The 17,460-nt window shown below is 72.0% G+C and carries 19 protein-coding genes; 16 read left to right on the top strand and 3 right to left on the bottom strand.

All coding sequences use genetic code 11. From position 1 onward, the window contains the following. Positions 1 to 115: 115 nt before the first annotated feature. The 14 genes from ACRYM6_RS00335 to aroB all read left to right on the top strand — a co-directional run bounded on the left by ACRYM6_RS00335 (position 116) and on the right by aroB (position 14,226). Entirely contained in the window at positions 116 to 553 is a 438-nt protein-coding gene (locus ACRYM6_RS00335; RefSeq protein ID WP_432540393.1) for a type IV pilin protein, read from the top strand. 91 nt (positions 554 to 644) lie between these two features. Continuing rightward, entirely contained in the window at positions 645 to 1,079 is a 435-nt protein-coding gene (locus ACRYM6_RS00330; protein WP_432540392.1) for a type IV pilin protein, read from the top strand. 142 nt (positions 1,080 to 1,221) lie between these two features. Continuing rightward, positions 1,222 to 2,421 (top strand): type IV pilus modification PilV family protein, encoded by a 1,200-nt coding sequence (locus ACRYM6_RS00325; RefSeq protein WP_432540391.1) that lies wholly within the window; start codon positions 1,222 to 1,224, stop codon positions 2,419 to 2,421. Between the two features lie 35 nt (positions 2,422 to 2,456). Beyond that, positions 2,457 to 3,092: a PulJ/GspJ family protein gene (locus ACRYM6_RS00320; RefSeq protein ID WP_432540390.1), complete on the top strand. Its 636-nt coding sequence runs from the start codon at positions 2,457 to 2,459 to the stop codon at positions 3,090 to 3,092. Positions 3,093 to 3,099: 7 nt separating this feature from the next. Beyond that, entirely contained in the window at positions 3,100 to 4,713 is a 1,614-nt protein-coding gene (locus ACRYM6_RS00315; RefSeq protein WP_432540389.1) for a ricin-type beta-trefoil lectin domain protein, read from the top strand. Continuing rightward, on the top strand, positions 4,710 to 5,495 hold the full coding sequence (locus tag ACRYM6_RS00310; RefSeq protein ID WP_432540388.1) for a prepilin peptidase: 786 nt from the start codon (positions 4,710 to 4,712) through the stop codon (positions 5,493 to 5,495). Before ACRYM6_RS00315 ends, ACRYM6_RS00310 begins: the two co-directional genes overlap by 4 nt. A gap of 104 nt (positions 5,496 to 5,599) precedes the next feature. Next, the gene (gene pilM / locus ACRYM6_RS00305; RefSeq protein WP_432540387.1) at positions 5,600 to 6,646 is read left to right on the top strand and encodes a type IV pilus assembly protein PilM; all 1,047 of its coding nucleotides are present in this window, start codon (positions 5,600 to 5,602) and stop codon (positions 6,644 to 6,646) included. Next, positions 6,643 to 7,323, top strand: a complete 681-nt coding sequence (locus ACRYM6_RS00300; protein WP_432540386.1) for a PilN domain-containing protein — start codon at positions 6,643 to 6,645, stop codon at positions 7,321 to 7,323. Before pilM ends, ACRYM6_RS00300 begins: the two co-directional genes overlap by 4 nt. Positions 7,324 to 7,351: 28 nt before the next feature. Further along, positions 7,352 to 7,972: a type 4a pilus biogenesis protein PilO gene (pilO, locus tag ACRYM6_RS00295; protein ID WP_432540385.1), complete on the top strand. Its 621-nt coding sequence runs from the start codon at positions 7,352 to 7,354 to the stop codon at positions 7,970 to 7,972. Beyond that, on the top strand, positions 7,972 to 9,021 hold the full coding sequence (locus tag ACRYM6_RS00290) for a hypothetical protein (protein WP_432540384.1): 1,050 nt from the start codon (positions 7,972 to 7,974) through the stop codon (positions 9,019 to 9,021). The genes pilO and ACRYM6_RS00290 overlap by 1 nt, the downstream gene beginning before the upstream one ends. A 53-nt stretch (positions 9,022 to 9,074) precedes the next feature. Next, a complete protein-coding gene (locus tag ACRYM6_RS00285; RefSeq protein WP_432540383.1) occupies positions 9,075 to 10,496 on the top strand; it encodes a cell wall-binding repeat-containing protein in 1,422 nt (473 codons plus the stop codon). A gap of 69 nt (positions 10,497 to 10,565) precedes the next feature. Further along, positions 10,566 to 12,512, top strand: a complete 1,947-nt coding sequence (locus ACRYM6_RS00280; RefSeq protein ID WP_432540382.1) for a S8 family serine peptidase — start codon at positions 10,566 to 10,568, stop codon at positions 12,510 to 12,512. 104 nt (positions 12,513 to 12,616) lie between these two features. Next, complete coding sequence (locus tag ACRYM6_RS00275) at positions 12,617 to 13,144, top strand: shikimate kinase (protein WP_432540381.1); 528 nt, start codon at positions 12,617 to 12,619, stop codon at positions 13,142 to 13,144. Continuing rightward, positions 13,141 to 14,226 carry a 3-dehydroquinate synthase gene (aroB, locus tag ACRYM6_RS00270; protein ID WP_432540380.1) on the top strand — a complete coding sequence of 362 codons (1,086 nt, stop codon included), beginning with the start codon at positions 13,141 to 13,143 and terminating at the stop codon, positions 14,224 to 14,226. Before ACRYM6_RS00275 ends, aroB begins: the two co-directional genes overlap by 4 nt. 9 nt (positions 14,227 to 14,235) lie before the next feature. Here the strand turns inward: aroB and ACRYM6_RS00265 are convergent, their stop codons facing one another. Both ACRYM6_RS00265 and ACRYM6_RS00260 read right to left on the bottom strand, forming a co-directional pair. Beyond that, a complete protein-coding gene (locus tag ACRYM6_RS00265) occupies positions 14,236 to 14,976 on the bottom strand; it encodes a cupin domain-containing protein (protein WP_432540379.1) in 741 nt (246 codons plus the stop codon). Positions 14,977 to 15,073: 97 nt separating this feature from the next. Then, entirely contained in the window at positions 15,074 to 15,442 is a 369-nt protein-coding gene (locus tag ACRYM6_RS00260; RefSeq protein WP_432540378.1) for a hypothetical protein, read from the bottom strand. Positions 15,443 to 15,716: 274 nt separating this feature from the next. On the opposite strand from ACRYM6_RS00260, the gene efp reads away from it, so the two are divergent. Both efp and nusB read left to right on the top strand, forming a co-directional pair. Further along, positions 15,717 to 16,280 (top strand): elongation factor P, encoded by a 564-nt coding sequence (efp, locus tag ACRYM6_RS00255; RefSeq protein WP_432540377.1) that lies wholly within the window; start codon positions 15,717 to 15,719, stop codon positions 16,278 to 16,280. Beyond that, entirely contained in the window at positions 16,280 to 16,690 is a 411-nt protein-coding gene (gene nusB / locus ACRYM6_RS00250) for a transcription antitermination factor NusB (RefSeq protein WP_432540376.1), read from the top strand. The genes efp and nusB overlap by 1 nt, the downstream gene beginning before the upstream one ends. Before the next feature lie 144 nt (positions 16,691 to 16,834). Here nusB and bldD read toward each other — a convergent pair whose 3' ends face one another. Continuing rightward, complete coding sequence (bldD, locus tag ACRYM6_RS00245; protein ID WP_106206055.1) at positions 16,835 to 17,329, bottom strand: transcriptional regulator BldD; 495 nt, start codon at positions 17,327 to 17,329, stop codon at positions 16,835 to 16,837. Between the last annotated feature and the right edge of the window lie 131 nt (positions 17,330 to 17,460).

Here is a 17,460-nt window from a genome sequence, read left to right as displayed (position 1 = left end):
TGAAGTCGGTGCTCAAGGCTCCGCGGCGGGCACCGATACATACATCAGAGCCGCACACCAGCCGGTGCGCGAGACGCGAGCGGCTCCGGGACTCACTCACGAAGGAGAGCGTCGAATGCTCGCTCGCATCCGCAAGTCGATGGAGAACAAGGACCAGGGCTTCACCCTGATCGAGCTCCTCGTCGTCATGATCATCATCGGGATCCTGGCCGCTATCGCCATCCCGACGTTCCTCAACCAGCGCAACAAGGGGTACGACAGCCAGGCCAAGTCCGACGCGCGCTCCATCCAGAGCGAGGCCGAGACCTTCTACACCGACGCTCAGGCCTACCCGACCACCATCAGCCTCAGCGCGCAGCCGGCCACCCCCGCTGCGGACACCATCTACGTGAAGCAGTCGGCGAACTCGACCATCACGACGACCATCACCACGAACACCGCCAAGACGAAGTTCTGCGCCCAGGTCACCTCCAAGTCGGGCACCGTCTTCAAGGTGTCGAGCGCCGCCGCCGGTGTGGCCACCGGTGCTTGCGGCACGACCGACGTCGCCTGATCCACGACAACGAGATCGACGAGTGGTGCCCGAACCTCGGGCACCACTCGTTCGCGTATCAGCACACCTTTCGAAGGTCAGGAGTGACGGCATGAACCCGCGAGCTCACCCCGGGCGGCGAGATGACGGGTTCACCCTCGTCGAACTCCTCGTCGTCATGATCATCATCGGCATCCTGGCGGCTATCGCGATCCCCAGCTTCCTGTCCCAGCGGACCAACGCCTACGACAGTCAGGCCCGGGCCGACGTGCGCGCCGCCCAGGCCGAGCTCGAGGCGTACTACAGCACGGCCTTTGCCTACCCGGATGCCGTCGTCTGGTCAGACACCTCACCCATCCCGGCGAACGCTGCCACGGTCAAGCGGTCCAAAGACGTGGCAGTGGGAACGTCCTCCTTGGTGTACCAGCACGGCGGGGACGACTACTGCCTCTCGGTCCAGTCCCGTTCCGGTGCTTGGGTCGTCATCCAGAGCGGCCGCGCCGGCGCTGCCGTGCAGAACAACGCCTGCACGGGGCCGCTCGGGTGAATCGCGCCCATCCGTCGGTCACGCCGCGTCGCTGAGGCTCAAGGCGCCGTCCGGGCTCGCCGATCACCACCACGAAGCCTCGCGGTCAAACCGTGGTGCACCGATCGCCCGCAAGGGCGGAACGACGTCAGGAGGGCCGGAGATGCAGGGCCTGCACCGCAGCGACGACCGTGACGAGGGCTTCTCCCTCATCGAGGTCGTCGTCGCTCTCGTGCTGCTCGGGGCGGTCGCCGCCGCCAGCGCGGTCTTCTTCACCCGGGCCGCGGTCGCGGCCAGCGAGCAGCAGCGCCGCCAGGCCGCGACCTCGCTCGTCCAAGGCGCGCTCGACGACGCGCGGGCCGTCGACCCGGACGCCCTACTCGACGGACGTTCCCAGGCCGCGGCGACGGCGCAGTGGAACGCGTCGCAGGCTCCCGACAAGGCGGCGGCGGTCGTCAAGGGGGGCGACGGCACCAAGCCCCTCACCGTGCCGTGGACGTCGACCGTGACGCTCGGCAACGAGACCTACACGGTGAACACCCTCGTCGGTATCTGCTACCGCACCAACGGCAGCAACCAAACGCCCGGCGGTGGATGCACGGCAACGAAGCCGAGCAACTCCCTGGAGCTCTACCGCGTCATCGTCGAGGTCAGCTGGACCCCGGGGGGGCTCGCGCGGGCCTGCGGTGGCGCGTGCATCACACGCTCCTCCACCGTCATCGACCCCAGCGACGACACGCCCTGGAGCGTGCTGTCCGCCCCGACGGCGTTCAGCAGCACCGAAACCTTCGACGCCCGCACGAGCGCCGCCACGCTGTCGCTGCGCACGCTGGTCGACGCGGGGAACACCGACGCCGCGTCGAAGTTCGTGGTCGCGTCGGCCGACGCAGGCAGTGCGTTCTTCGTCGACAACGCCGCTTACTCCAGTACCAACACCACCGGGGGGACGCTGACCTACCGTCTCCCCGCGCAGGTGGCCGGTTCCTTCAAGGCGCGCTACTTCATCCGCAACTCCGACGGGCAGGTGTCCAAGACGGTGGCCAAGACCGTGGTGGTGCGTCCGGTGGTGGCCGACGACAGCGCCAGCATCGTGCTGAAGAACCTCGCCTCACCGACCACTCCGACGATGGTGCCGGTCCGGAACAACGACATCCCGTCCACCGGTGACTCGGTCGTCATTTCCGACCTGACCCGCACCGCAGGTACGTGCACCGCCACCGCCCAGGGCGACGGCCGGCTCGCCATCGTCAAGGGTGGCAGCGCCGCGGAGACCTGCAGGTGGACCTACACCCTGCGGGTCACCGATGACACCACCGTCGTTTCGGCCACGTCGGCGACGCTCACCGTGACGGTGGCCCTGTGATGCGCCGACCTGAACCCGACGAGCACGACGCCGGCGTGACCGTCGTCGAGGTCACGGTGGCCATGTTCATCTTCAGCCTCTGCATGGCCGTCTTCATCTCGGCGCTGCTTCAGATGACTAGAACCACCGTTCGCGCTCAGAATGTCGTGGACAACGCGGACCAGCTCCGCAAAGGCGTCACCCGTCTGGAGAGCGAGGTCCGCTACGCCGAAGCGGTCAACGCCCCGGGCGTCGTGGGCCAGTCGTGGTTCCTGGAGTTCCGCACCCTCGGGTTCGACGGGGCGGCCTCCAGCTGCACCCAGTGGCGCTACTCGGTGGCCCAGGGGGTGCTGGAGGAACGCACCTGGGACGATACCCAGGCCCCCGTGGACCAGTGGACCCCAGTGGCCAGCCGACTGTCCCGGGATCCTGCGGTGCTCACAACGGCCGCCCGGTTCCCGTTCAAGCTCACCCCAGCGACGTCCACCCGTGAGCGCCAATCCGTGACGGTCCTGCTGGAGAGTCCCCGGGACGGGACGAGGACCGGCGCGGGCGCCGGACCCACCGGTGAACAGCTCCGCACGGTCCTCACCGCCGTCAACAGCAGCGCCTCGTCCAAGAGCAACGAGCTCCTGGCCTCGGGGCAGAGCAAGAGCCCTGTCTGCTCACCCTCCACCTCGCGAACGGAGTGACCCCGACGTGTTCACGTTCTTCTCGGCCGCGCGGGCGCGCTTGAGGTCTCGGGGTGCCGGGGACGAGGGCGCAGCCCTCGTCGTCGTCATGATCTCCATCCTCCTCGTCGGCGCGCTGAGCGTTCTCATCCTCGGTGTCGTCACCGCGCAGGTGCTGCCGACCGCCTCCGCGCAGAAGCGGGTCACGACGTTGTCCGCCGCCCAAGCAGGGGTCGACGCGGCGGTCTCCGAGCTGCGGTCGGTGACCCTCTCGCTCACGGCCGACGGCCAGACCTCCGTCGCCACGACCGGCAGCAAGAAGGACCTCCCGTGCGCGCTGAGCGGCACGGTGGGCTCCAGCTCGAACGTGGCCGCCACCTCGAACGTCGGTTACCAGGTCACGATCGGCTACTACGACGCCGACCCCACGAGCATGTCGCTGGCGGAGCAGAAGCTGCACGAGATCCCCTGCACCACCGGTGGCTCCACCCCCGGTCCGAAGTTCATCCCCGCCTTCGCGCTGGTCGACTCCCTCGGGACCTCGACGCAGACGCTCCCGGGGGAGACCGCCGCCGTCGGTGACCGCCGGGTCAAGTCCCTGTACACCTTCAAGCTCGACAACAACAACACCCCCGGTGGCCGCATGCTCAGCCTGGGCCTGGGTTTCTGCCTGGCTGCTGACACGGCCACGGCCGGCTCGTCGATCACGTACGTCAAGAAGTCCTCCGGGTGCGTGTCGACGGCGGCCACCGACAAGCTGCAGAAGTGGTTCTACGCGACCGACTACACGATCAAGCTGGCCTCCACGCTGCCGCAGGTCGCCGGTGCGGCCGCGACGACCCTCTGCATCGAGGGCAGCACCGGAGGGAACGTCGAAGCCAAGTTGCGTCCCTGCGACAAGACGAACCCGGCGCAGTTGTGGAGCTACGAGGGCGGTGCCCGGTTCCGGGGCCAGAACGCGAACAACACCAACTACGGCAACGCCTGCCTGTGGTCCGGAGCCTCGGACAACGCCGACAGCTCCATCCAGGGCAAGAAGCTCCTCTCCGGCAGCGGTGGCTGCTCCATCGGCGACCAGGCCCGCGGGTCCTTCGCGCCGGAACCCACGGTCGGGGCTGGAGCGGCCAGCGTGGACACCAAGCAGATCGTGAACTACTACGAGTTCGGCCGCTGCATGGACGTCACCAACCAGACGTTCGCCTCGACGCAGATGATCGTCTACCCGTGCAAGCAGGACCCGTCCGGCGGCAGCAAGCTGGCCTGGAACCACAAGTGGTACTACACGGAGGACTCCGAGGCGCCGCAGGTCATCTACGTCGTCAACGGCAACGACAAGCGCTGCCTGACCGCCTCCGGGGCGGCGGTGGTCGACGGAGACGTCGTCTTCAAGACGTGCGACGGCAGCGCCGCCCAGCAGTTCGTCCGGTACAACGACAAGCCGGACTACACCGACAGCTTCACCTTCCGGGACTTCGCCGGACGCTGCCTGGCGATCGGGCCGAAGTGGGGGAGCACTGACTTCTCGACGATCGTCTCGAGGACGTGCAACGGCGGCGCAGCCCAGAAGTGGAACGCCAAGAACGACGTTGTCATCCCCGGGGTGAGCAACACCCGCGAGGTGAACCGGGTGAGCACCCCGTGACCGGGGTCGTCCTGGCCGCCGGCCTGCTCGGGGTTCTGGTGGGCTCCTTCCTCAACGTGGTCGTCCACCGTGTCCCCCTCGGGCTCTCGGTCGTCCGGCCCGCCAGCCGCTGCCCGGGCTGCGGCCACGAGGTGCGGCGTCGGGACAACGTGCCGGTCCTCTCCTGGCTCCTGCTGCGCGGGCGGTGCCGCGACTGCGCAGCGCCGATCAGCGTCCGCTATCCACTGGTGGAGCTCACGACGGGACTCCTGTTCGCCGCGGTGACCGCGCACGTGGGCCTCACGTGGGCGCTACCCGCGTACCTCTACCTGGTGGGCATCACCGTACCGCTGACGCTCATCGACCTCGACGTGCGCCGGCTGCCGGACGCCATCGTGCTGCCGTCATACGGGGCCGCGCTGGTGCTGCTCACGGTCGCCAGCGCCGGCACGGGGGACTGGGGCGCCCTGCTGCGCGCGGTCGTCGGCGGCATGGCCCTGTTCTTCCTCTACGTCGTCATCGTCGTCGTGAAACCCGGTGGGATGGGGCTGGGGGACGTGAAGCTGGCCGGCGTCCTCGGCCTGTACCTGGCGTGGTGGGGCTGGGACGCCCTCGCCGTCGGCGCGTTCCTGGCGTTCCTCCTGGGCGGCTTCGTCGCCGTGCCGATGGTGTTGTTCACCTCGGCGGGCCGGAAGTCCAAGATGCCGTTCGGCCCGTCGATGCTCGCCGGCGCGCTCCTGGCCCTCTTCGTGGCCCAGCCGATCGCCGGCTGGTACCTCGGCCTCGTCGGCCTTCCCGCCTGAACCTCCGAGCTCCCCGGGGCTCGGCCCTCAAGTGCCGCCCGTCCCATCCCGATCACCAAACAGGGTCCGCACCGGAACCCGCCCACACTCACGAAGGAGGCGTCGTGCCCGGACGGAACGCCGTCGGTCTCGACATCGGCACCTCGGGCGTCCGCGCCGCCGAGCTGTCCTACGGCCGCGACGGCATCACGCTCGAGAAGTTCGGGCAGGTCGCCCTTCCCGAGGGTGCCGTCCGCGACGGTGAGGTCATCGACCAGGCCGTCGTCGTCGACGCGCTCAAGGCGCTCTGGAAGGGCAGCGGTTTCCGCGAGAAGCGGGTCGCCCTCGGGGTCGCGAACCAGCGGGTGGTCGTCCGACAGCTCGACCTCCCGTGGATGACGCGCTCGGAGCTCAAGGTCTCCCTGCCGCTCCAGGTCCAGGAGTTCCTGCCCATGGCGGTCGAGGACGCGGTCCTCGACTTCCACGTGACCGAGGAGCTGCAGGGCCCTGAGGGGCGTCAGCTGCGCGGCCTCCTGGTGGCCGCGGCCAAGGACACCGTCATGTCGAACGTGACGGCCGTCCAGGCCGCCGGGCTGCGGGTGACCTCCGTCGACCTCACCTCCTTCGCCGTGCTGCGCGGGACCGGCCGGCCGCACAGCGATGTCGGGACCGAGGCCCTCCTCGACATCGGGGCCCGCGTCTCCAACCTGGTCATCCACTCCGGCGGGGTCCCGCGCTTCGTCCGCGTCCTGCTGTCCGGTGGGCAGGACGTCACCGACGCGATCGCGGAACGCCTCGGGGTGCCCGCCGCCCTGGCCGAGGCCGTGAAGCGCGGTACCGATGAGCAGCTGACCCCCGAGGAGCGCGAGCTCGCCACCTCGGCGCTCCAGCTCATGCGCGAGGTCTTCGTCGACGAGGTCCGCAGCTCGCTGGACTACTACGGCGCCTCGAACCCGCAGTTCCCCGTCGAGCGCATCCTCGTCTCCGGTGGCGGCTCGCTGCTCGACGGCATCGCCCCCCACCTGCAGCAGGTGACGCGCAAACCCGTCGACACCGGCGACGTCCTGGGCCGGGTCCGGCTCGGGCGCACCGGCCTGGACGAGGACCAGCTCGCCGCGATCCAACCGCTGGCGGCAGTCCCCGTCGGCCTCGCCCTCGGAGTGATCTCATGAGCCTCGACACCCAGCACGTCCTGTCGACGCGGAACGTCGTGGCCCGGGTGGACCTGCTGCCCGCCGAGGCCGGCCAGGCCCGCGACGGCCGCGTCCTCAAGGTGGGCCTGGCGGCCGGGCTGCTCGGCGTCCTCGCCGTCGCGGGAGCGGCGTGCGTCCTCACCGCCGGTCACGTCGACGCCGCCACCGAGGCGCTGGCTGACGAGCAGCAGCGCACGCTGCAGCTCCAGACCGAGCAGCGCGCGTACGCCGAGGTCCCGACCGTCCTCGCCCAGCTGCAGAGCGCGCAGGAGGTCCAGCGCGAGGTCACCGCCTCCGACGTGCCGGTGTACGCGCTGCTGGACCGGCTGGCGGGCACCGCGCCGGCGGGGACCACGTTCACCGCGCTGCAGACGACGGTGGCCGGGACGGAATCGTCGACCACCACCACCACCGACGGCGCCGCGGCGACCGCGGCGACGGCGGACCCCTTGGCGGTCGCGGGGATCGGCGCGGTCTCGCTCACGGGCCAGACCCGGGACCAGGGCGAGGTGGCGACCTGGATGGACCAGGCGGCGGCGCTGCCCGAGCTGGCCGACGTGCGGCTGACGACCTCCGCGCTCGACCCCGCCACCGGGATCGTGACGTTCTCGGCCACCGCCACCCTCACCGACGACGCGCTGCTCTCGGCGCAGTGACCCGCGAGACGACAGGAGGTTCGACGAGATGACCCGTTCACCCAACACCGTCTGGATCGGCGGCGCCGGCGTCCTCGCGGTGCTCGTCCTGATCGCCAGCTACTTCCTGGTGATCGCGCCGCAGCGCGCCGAAGCCGCCGACCTGGCGACGCAGGCCGCGCAGGTCGCGCAGCAGAACGAGCAGATCGCGCTGAAGACCGAGCAGCTGGAGGCCGACTTCGCCACGCTCGACGAGCGCAAGGCCGAACTCGCCGCCATCACGGCCACCCTGCCGGCGGAGGCGGAGGTGCCGCAGTTGCTGCGTCAGTTCACGGCGTCCGCGGCCAGCGCCGGCGTCACCCTGACGTCCGTCACGCCCGGGACGCCCGCGCTGCACGGCGGTGCCGAGGCGACGGCCGACACGACGGCGTCCGGCCCCACGGTCGTCGACATCCCCGTCACGATCGGCATCCAGGGCTCCTTCGCCGCGACGGAACTGTTCGTCAAGCAGATCCAGACCGACCTGGACCGGTTCCTGCTGCTCGACGACGTGACTCTCTCCACGGGCGCGACGACCGCTGGTACCGGCCTCACGACGCAGATCGAGGGCGTCATCTACGTCGTGCGCGACCAGACCACCACCGACACCACGAGCGGGGACGCGAGCTGATGAGCAGCCTGTTCTCTCAAGAACCCGAGGACGGCCTGGGCGCGGACCTCCCCGTCTTCGACGACCTCACGACCGCCGGTCGTCGTCCCGTCCGGAGCCTGCTCTTCGCCGCGGCGGGCGTCGCGGTCATCGCCGGTGGCGCCGCGGGTTTCCTGTGGCTCGGCAGCGCACCGTCCGCCGACGCGTCGGCGCTGGGGGCGTCGGGCAGCACCTCGAGGTCCAGCAGTTCCCCGCAGGTGACGTCCGACCCGGCCGTCCTCGACGCCCTGAGCGGCCGCGAGGTCTTCGCCGCTGCGTCCGGTGCCGCGGAAGCAGTGGTGGACACCACCGCCACGTCCGAAGCGGCGACCACCGCGGCGACGTCCGCGTCGGCGGTCAGCACCGGCGCCGTGTCCAGCGGAGGGGGCAGGAGCGGGTCCACCGGCACCGCGACCAGCTCGGCCGCAGTCCCCACGACGAAGGCGCCGTCCGGCTCGGGCGGGGCCAAGGCACCCGTCGCGACCTCGACGACGCCCCCGGCTCCCGTGACCCCGACGCCGTCGCGGTCCACCGCGCCCGCGTGGGACATGTCCGTCTACACCTACACGGGCACCGACGCCGAGCACCCGTCCGACGGGAACTTCACCATGGCGCCGTCGGCGGTCGGTCAGTCCTACGGCGTCCAGATCGACGAAGGTGACGTGCTGTACCCCGCGGACATCACGTTCCAGCGTGAGGTCACCGGCGGAGCCTGGATCACCTCCAACCGCGGGGTGCCGCAGGGGTGGGTGGTGCCCGCCGGCAGCGCCGTCCCCGATGCTGCCATGGGCCGCACCACGGGAACTGTGCGCGTCGTGGGGGTCGTCAACTCCAAGCAGGTCTACGTCCAGGTCAACCGCGGGCCGTCGATCCTGCTGAAGATCGGCGAGGCGGTCGAGGGCACTCCCCTCACCTTCGTCGGGTTCCAGGCCGCGGGCCTGCCGGAAGGCCCGGCCTACTTCACCGACGCCAAGAACGTCACCTACTACGGAGCGGTCGGCTCGGCCGAGACCGACGGCGTCACGTTCTGACGTCAGCGCCACACCGCCACCGTCCTCGACCGACCCTGCCCTGGAGGCACCAGATGTCCCGTTCGACCCGCCGTTCGCGGTGGAGCCGGGCCGCTGCGGCGGCGCTCACGGCCTCGGCCGTCGTCGCGGTCGCGGCGCCGGCGGTGGCCACCCCGATCCGTGCCCACCAGACCTTCGGCACCGACCGCTACCTCACGTCGCTGGTCCTGGAGGACTCCCCGCGCGATGCGGGCCGCGCGTACCTGGTCACGGGCGAGAACTTCCCCGACGGCCTCACGGCCGCGGCCGTCGCCGGCGCGGGGTACGACAACATCTACCTCGTGCCCAAGGGGCAGATCACCGCGGAGGTGCGCGACCGCCTCACGTACCACGAGGAGATCGTCGTCGTGGGCGGGGAGAACTCGGTGAGCGCCGAGGCCATGACGTGGCTGCAGCAGAACACCCGGGCGCGCCTGCAGCGCGTCCAGGGCGCGGACCGCTTCGAGACCGCTGCGGCGCTGGCCCGCTTCGCGTACCCCTCGGGGGCCGCGCACATCGTCATCGCCACCGGCGACAACTACCCCGACGCCCTCGCCGGCTCGGCCGCCGCGGCCAAGGTCCACGCCCCGATGCTGCTGACCGGCCGCGACGGGCTGCCCGCCGCCACGGTGCAGGCGCTGAAGGACCTCGTCCCCCTCGCGGGCGGCTACGACGTCACCGTCCTCGGTTCCGACAAGGCCGTCTCGGCGGCCGTCCTGGAGCAGGTCCGCGCCGCCGCGCCGGCCGGTACCTCGGTGCGCCGCATCGAGGGAGCCGACCGCTACGAGACGTCCGCCGCCGTGGCCCGGGCGTACTTCACCGCGCGGGACACCGACCGCGCGGTGATGGTCTCCGGTCTCGCCTGGGCCGACGCCATCACCGGTGGCGCCTACGCCGGCCGGCACGGAGCTCCCGTCCTCCTGACCCCGCCCACGTGCGTCCCGCAGTCGGTCAACCTCACCATCGAGGCCCTCAACGTGCACGTGCTCGAGGCGGTCGGCGGACCCACCACGCTGTCCGACGACGCCCGCCTGCGGACCTCCTGCGGGGTCAGCCCGCGGACCTACCTGGACCAGCTGCCCTGGCCCACGGGCAACGCCCGGTTCCTGTCCGACCACGCCACGATCGACGGCGTCTTCTACCCCCGGGCGGCGTCCTTCGACACCGACCCGCGCAACTCCGAGTACCGGACCTGGCGGCTGCAGGGCAAGTTCACGCAGTTCACCGCGACCGCCGGGCTGCTGGACGGCAACGCCTCGGGGCTGCGGGTCACGATCGACGTCTACGGCGACGAGAAGCTGCTGTCCTCCCGCACGGTCACGGCGGGTTCCTCGGCCGTGTTCGACGTGCCCGTCGCCGGCGTGGACAACCTCAAGGTCGTGTCGACCTCCTCGGCGCGCAACGCCCTGAACAGCACCGACAACGTCGTCTACCTCGGTGACGCCGCCGTCCGCTGACGCGGACCCGCCCAGCCCCTCAGACCCCGAACCGGCCCTGGTGCCGGTCCGCGAGACACCGGAGCAAGAGTGACCAGTCGCAAGACGTTCGCCCGCGCCGTGGCGTTCCTCAGCGTGGGCGTGGCCGCCGTGAGCGGCCCGCTCGCGGTGGGCGCGAACGCCGCCGACACCACCACGGCCCAGACCGAGAAGGCGTCCTACGACGTCCTGCGCCGCGCCATCGACGGCACGTTGTCGGTCACGGTGCAGACCGCGGCCGCCGCCACCGAGACCGTGACGCAGGAGGCCCAGAACGAGGCCCTGCTGGCCGGCATCCGGGCCGACTCCCGGGTGGTCACCTACTCGGTGCCGCGCACCCGGACCCCGGCCGGCGACCCGACCGTGCCGCGCACCAACGACCCGCTCCTCGCCCAGGCCACCCACCTCCGCACCACGGGGGCGTTCACCGCCTGGAACCGCACCCGCGGGCAGGGGCAGGTCGTCGCGGTGCTGGACACCGGGGTCGCCGCCGGGTACCCCGAGCTGCGCGGGCACGTGCTCGCTCAGGTCGACGTCGCCGCGGGCAAGGAGATCGGCACCCACGGCACCAGCGTCGCCAGCCTCATCGCGGGTGGCCTGAACAACGGGGTCGCCGCAGCCGGTGTCGCACCGGAGGCCAGCATCCTCCCGGTCCGCGTCTGCGGAGACGACGCGGTGTGCACGACGTCGTCGATCGCCAACGGCCTCATCGCCGCCGTCGACCGGGGCGCCGACGTCGTCAACGTCTCGGTGAGCGGGACAGGGGCCAGCGCCGTCGAGCAGGCGGCCGTGCAGTACGCCACCAGCCGGGGGGTGACGGTCGTCGCCGCCGCGGGCAACAGCAACGTCGCCTGCGACACCGGCCAGGTTCCCGAGGTCGCCAACTGCGACGACATGACCAACTACCCGGCGGCCTACCCCGACGCGATCGCGGTCACGAGCACGGCGACCGGGGACGTCCTCGCCGCCACCACGGGGAACCACGTCGACCTCAACGCGCCCGGTTCGAAGCTGCGCGCCGGGGTCAGCGCCTCCGGGGCCGACCTGTCCCTGGTCACCGGGTCCTCCTTCGCAGCGGCTCAGGTCAGCGGTGCGGTGGCCCTGATCACCTCGATCGTCCCGACGGCGAGCCCGGCGCAGGTGCAGCAGGTGCTGCGGTCCACCTCCCGCACCGCCTACGCGGGCTCCGGTCGCGGTAGCGGACTGCTCGACGTGGCCGCCGCGGTCGCGGCGGTGAGCGACGCCGACAGCGTCAGCCGCGTGCCGGGTTTCGTGACCTACACGCGTGACGGCGCCAGGGTGGTCGTCGGTGGTTCCATCCTCGCTCGTTACGACGCCCTGGGGGCGGAGAAGGGCACCCTCGGCTGGCCGCTGACGAACGAGCTCAAGACCATCGACCGCCTGCCCGCGGCTGGCGGTGCCGTGAGCCGCTTCGAGCGCGGCACCGTCTTCTGGAGCCCGACCACCGGCGCGCAGGTCGTCGCGGGCGCGATCGGCGCGGAGTTCGACGCCATGATCGCCGCGGAGAACACGGCCGCCGCGCTGGACTCCCGCACCCGCGCCGACGTCTTCCTCGGCTACCCGACCACCGAGGAGATCCCGCTGCGCGGGGGCGTCCTCCAGCGCTTCCAGAACGGGTCGATGTACTGGTCGCCGGCCACCGGGGCGCACGCGCTGCGCGGCGCCATCCTCGAGGCGTACGGCCGCACGGGCTGGGAGAACGGTCGCCTCGGGTACCCGGTCACGAACGAGGTACGCCTCCCCGGTGGGGCCTTCGCCGCGTTCGAACGTGGCGCGATCTACTGGAGCCCGACCACCGGAGCCCACGTCGTGGAGGGCGCGATCCGCGACGCCTGGGCGTCCACCGGCTGGGAGTTCGGGTACCTCGGGTACCCGACCAGCGACGAGTACGCCGTCCCCGGGGGTGTCCGCCAGAACTTCCAGGGACGCACCCTGGACTTCCGCTGGGCGACCGGACGCGTCACCGAGGTGCGCTGACGATCGTCCCGGCACAGGCCCGCACCCGTCGAGGGTGCGGGCCTTCGTCGTGAGCGGGGCACCTACGATCGCAGGGTGCCTGTCGTCGACCGAGGAGCCCGCCCGTGATCGTCCTCGTCGGGTTCATGGGCGCGGGGAAGACGACCACCGGTCGTCAACTAGCTCACCACCTGGGGACGGCCTTCGTCGACGCCGACGAGGAGATCGTCCACGCCGCAGGCCGTTCCATCGCGGAAGTCTTCAGCACCGACGGTGAAGCGGCCTTTCGCGACCTCGAGGAAGACGTCGTCGCCCGCCTCCTCGACGGACCGGAACGGGTCGTCTCCCTGGGGGGTGGGGCGTGCGGGCGAGCTCGCACGCGCGAACGCCTCGCGGGGCACACCGTCGTCCACCTGGACGTCTCCTACGCCGAGTTCCGGCGCAGGACCGCCGGGGACGTCGATCGCCCGCTGCTCGCGCGCCCCGACCTGGAGGACCTCCACGGGGCGCGGCGCGCGGTCTTCACCGACGTGGCGACGACGACCCTCCCAGTGGACGGGCGGACCGTGGACGAGGTGGTCCGTGACATCCTCGAGGCCGTGCCGGCGGTGAGCCAGACCGACGGCGGACCGCTCGAGCCGGAGGACCGATGAGCACCGACACCGTCCGCATCACCGTCGAGGGCGACGCCCCGTACGACGTCCTCATCGGCCGCGGCCTGCTGGGGGAGCTGCGCGACCTGCTGGGCCCGAAGGTCGCCAAGGTCCTCGTGGTGCACCCGCGGGCGCTGCGCTCCACCGGCGAGGCCGTGCGCGACGACCTCGTCGCGCAGGGGCTGCAGGCGATCCTCGCCGAGGTCCCCGACGGCGAGGAGGCCAAGTCCGCGGAGGTCGCGGCGTTCTGCTGGACGGTCCTGGGCCAGTCCGACTTCACCCGTTCCGACGCCGTCGTCGGGGTCGGCGGGGGAGCGGTGACCGACCTGGCGGGGTTCGTCGCCGCGACCTGGCTGCGAGGGGTCCGCGTCGTCCACGTCCCCACGACGCTGCTGGCGATGGTCGACGCCGCGGTCGGGGGCAAGACGGGCATCAACACCGCCGAGGGGAAGAACCTCGTGGGGTCCTTCCACCCGCCGGCGGGGGTGCTGTGCGACCTGGACGCCCTGGACACCCTGCCGCCGCACGACCTGCGCGCCGGGCTGGCCGAGGTCGTGAAGTGCGGGTTCATCGCCGACCCCCGCATCCTCGAGCTCGTCGAGACCGACGTGGAGGCGGCGACCGACCCGCGCTCGCCGGTGCTGTCCGAGCTCGTCGAGCGCGCCGTGCGGGTCAAGGCGCGTGTCGTGGGGGAGGACCTCAAGGAGTCCGACCTGCGGGAGATCCTGAACTACGGGCACACCTTCGCCCACGCCGTGGAGCTGGTCGAGAAGTACCAGTGGCGCCACGGCGCGGCCGTCAGCGTCGGCCTCGTGTACGTCGCCGAGCTCGCGCGGATGGCGGGCCGGCTCTCCGACGCCGACGCCGACCGGCACCGCGCCGTGCTGGAGTCCCTGGGGCTGCCGACGACGTACCGCGGGGACCGCTGGCCGCAGCTGCTCGACGCGATGAAGCGGGACAAGAAGTCCCGCGGCGCGCTGCTGCGGTTCGTGGTCCTCGACGGCATCGGGCGCCCGTCCCGGCTGGAGGGCCCGGACCCGGCGATGCTGCAGGCCGCCTACGCGGAGATCAGCCGGGACTGAGCGGCGGCCTCACCCGCAGGGCCGGTCGCCGACCTCCCGGCCGGTCGACAGGTAGAGCACGACGCCGCCGGTGAGGGCGGTCCCCTTCAGGCAGTACGTCGTCGCGGTGGCCGAGACCACGGTGACGGCGTTGACCGTCTTCGGCATGCTGAGGGCGGCGAAGTCGGTGCCGTAGACGCCGTTGAGCTTCCGGTAGGACTCCTGGCCCGCCGCGACGTTCCGCAGGTCCTGGGTCACCGCCTCGATCTCCTTCGCGTGCAGGAGGTCCTGGGCCACCGGGTAGCCGTGCTTGACGCCGATGGCGCCGACCACGAGCACCGTCGCCCACGTCAGGAGCGTCCTGACCGGGTTGCGGCCCGCGCGCCGCGGGACGGCCTCGGTGCGCGGGACGTGGAACGGGCTGGCGTTGCCCGGGTTGAAGGCGGGGCGCGCGGCGGAGGGCCCGTAGAAGCTCTCGGGCGCCGGCGCGGCCGGCCGCGGGCGGGGCGGCGCGACGGCGGGGACCTCAGCGGCGGGGGCCTCGGGGGCCGGCCGGGGCGCGGGCGGCGGCGCGACCCGGGGCTCGACCCGGGGCTCGACCCGGGGCTCGGGCGCCAGGCCGGGCGTCGGCGCGGCGGGCAGCAGGTACTCGGCGGGCTCGGGCCCGGGGTCCTCGACCCGGTGCCGGCCGCGGGGCACCGCGGACTCGAGGTACCCGCCGCCGAGCGTCGGGGCGGTCTGGGGTCGGCGCTGCGCCGCGTCGTCGGTCACGCTGTCCTCCTGAGTCGTCCTGCGGGGCATCGGCGCCCCCGCGCCCGTGGTCCAGTCGTCCCACCCGGTCGGACCACCGACCGCGCGGCCCCGGCGGTCACGAGCAGGCCCGCGGGCTGAACCCGCCGGCCGGGGAGTAGAACAGCGCCGTCCGGGTCCGCCCGTCGTAGGCGCCGGCGCAGTACCCGTCGGGCCCGGCGCTGACGATCGCCAGCTCCGCGCGCGCCCCGGTGACCCCGAGCTCGTCCAGCGAGGCGGAGAAGGAGCCGTGGGCCTCGGCGAACGCGGCCTCGGCCGCGACGACGCGTCCCAGCTGCTCCCGCAACCGGTCGGTGGCGTGGTCGGCGCGCGCGTCCCGGGCGGCGGGGACGGCCAGGAGCGCCAGGACCGCCGCGAGGCCGGCGCCGAGGGCCGCGACGCGCCGGGGGCGGCGGTGCGACGCCCGGTGGGGGCGGTGCTCGGGCATCCACGACCTCCTTCGCGTCCGGTGGGCCTGCTGCTGTCCAGTGCTGTCCACGGGGGCATCGGACCGCGCGCGCCCGCCGCTGAGCGTCCCGGCGCAGGGCCACCCGTGTGCGCGCCGCTCTCCACCGTCCGGCGCAACGCAGCGGTCCCGCGTCCCCGTGCGCCGCCCCTGCGCACGGCCGCGCCGCCGCTGCGCCGGTAAGATGAGGTCGCCCTACCCGCGTCCGGTCCCGGTCGGCGGGTGACTGACGCACCGAGACGGACTGAGAGACGACGTGGCATCGACGAACGACCTGAAGAACGGCACCGTGCTGAACCTCGACGGCAACCTCTGGTCGGTGGTCGAGTTCCAGCACGTGAAGCCCGGCAAGGGCGGTGCCTTCGTCCGGACGAAGCTGAAGAACGTCCTGTCCGGCAAGGTCGTCGACCGGACGTTCAACGCCGGCAGCAAGGTCGACACCGCGACGGTCGACAAGCGCGACATGCAGTTCCTGTACAAGGACGGCGAGGACTTCGTCTTCATGGACTCCGCCACCTACGACCAGATCCACATCAGCGCCGCGACCGTCGGCGACGCGGCCAACTACATGCTCGAGAGCACCGAGGCCATCGTCGCCACCCACGAGGGCACGCCGCTGTACGTGGAGCTGCCGACCTCGGTCGTGCTGGAGATCACGTACACCGAGCCGGGCCTGCAGGGCGACCGCTCCACCGGCGGCACCAAGCCGGCGACGGTCGAGACGGGCTACGAGATCCAGGTCCCGCTCTTCCTCGAGACCGGCACGAAGGTCAAGGTGGACACCCGCACGGGCGACTACCTCGGTCGCGTCAACGACTGATGGCCGCCCGCCGCAAGGCGCGCAAGCGCGCGCTGGAGGTCCTCTTCGAGGCCGACCAGCGCGGCCTCGCCCCGCTCGACGTCCTGCGGGACAAGATCCAGCGCGCCGACCCGCCCGTGGGTGAGTACGCCGTCACCCTCGTCGAGGGGGTCGTCGCGCACGTGGAGCGCATCGACGAGGTGCTCTCGACGTACTCGATGGGCTGGACCGTGGACCGCATGCCGGCCGTCGACCGCGCGATCCTGCGCATCGGCGTGTGGGAGGTCCTGCACGCCGCGGACGTGCCCGACCACGTGGCCGTCAGCGAGGCCGTGGAGATCGCCCAGGAGCTGTCGACCGACGAGTCGCCCAAGTTCGTCAACGGGCTCCTCGCCCGGATCGCGGAGCTCAAGGAGACCCTCTCCGCCTGAGCCCGCGCGCCGCGTGCCCCCGCCGGCCCCCCGCCCCCTCCCCGGGGACGGGGGGCCGGCGCGTTCCCGGCGGCCGCCGCCGGTGCCAGGCAGCAGAACGGCCCGGCCCCGCGAGGGGGACCGGGCCGTGGTGACGGTCGGGGGTCAGCCGTGCTCGACGGCGCGGCGGGCGTCGGCGTTCAGCACGCCCCAGGCGATGAACTCGTCGCACAGCGTCGTCGCGGGGACGTCGTAGATGACGGCGAGGGTGCGCAGGTCGTCGGCGCGGATCGACAGGACCCGGCCGTTGTAGTCGCCGCGCTGGGACTGGATGGTCTTGGCGTAGCGGTCGAGGGGGCCGGCCTTCTCGGCGGGCACCTCCTGGAGGCGCTCGAGGTCGAGCACGAGCCGCGGCGGCGGCTCGGAGCTGCCCTGCGGGGCGCCTTCGGGGAGCAGGGCGGAGACGGGGACCCCGTAGAAGTCCGCCAGTTCAGCCAGTCGCTGGACGGTCACCGCACGGTCGCCGCGTTCGTAGGACCCGACGACGACGGCCTTCCACCGTCCCTCGGACTTCTCTTCGACGCCGTGCAGGGACAGCCCCTGTTGGGTACGGATGGCGCGAAGACGCGATCCGAGTGCGCGGGAGTAGTCCGATGCCATACGAGAATCGTCACGGAGCGTGAACGTCTTCGTCAAGCTGACCTGCCGTTTCACACCCCGTTCTCTGGAATCACCACTCTCTCGGCACGATCGCCGTTACTCCGTGTGAGCGTTTGATCTCACAACGACAG

It is taken from the genome of Kineococcus rugosus (assembly GCF_050871975.1).
Classification (GTDB): domain Bacteria; phylum Actinomycetota; class Actinomycetes; order Actinomycetales; family Kineococcaceae; genus Kineococcus.
Note: the sequence above shows the minus strand (reverse complement) of the source record. Positions and strands in the feature narration are given on the sequence as shown.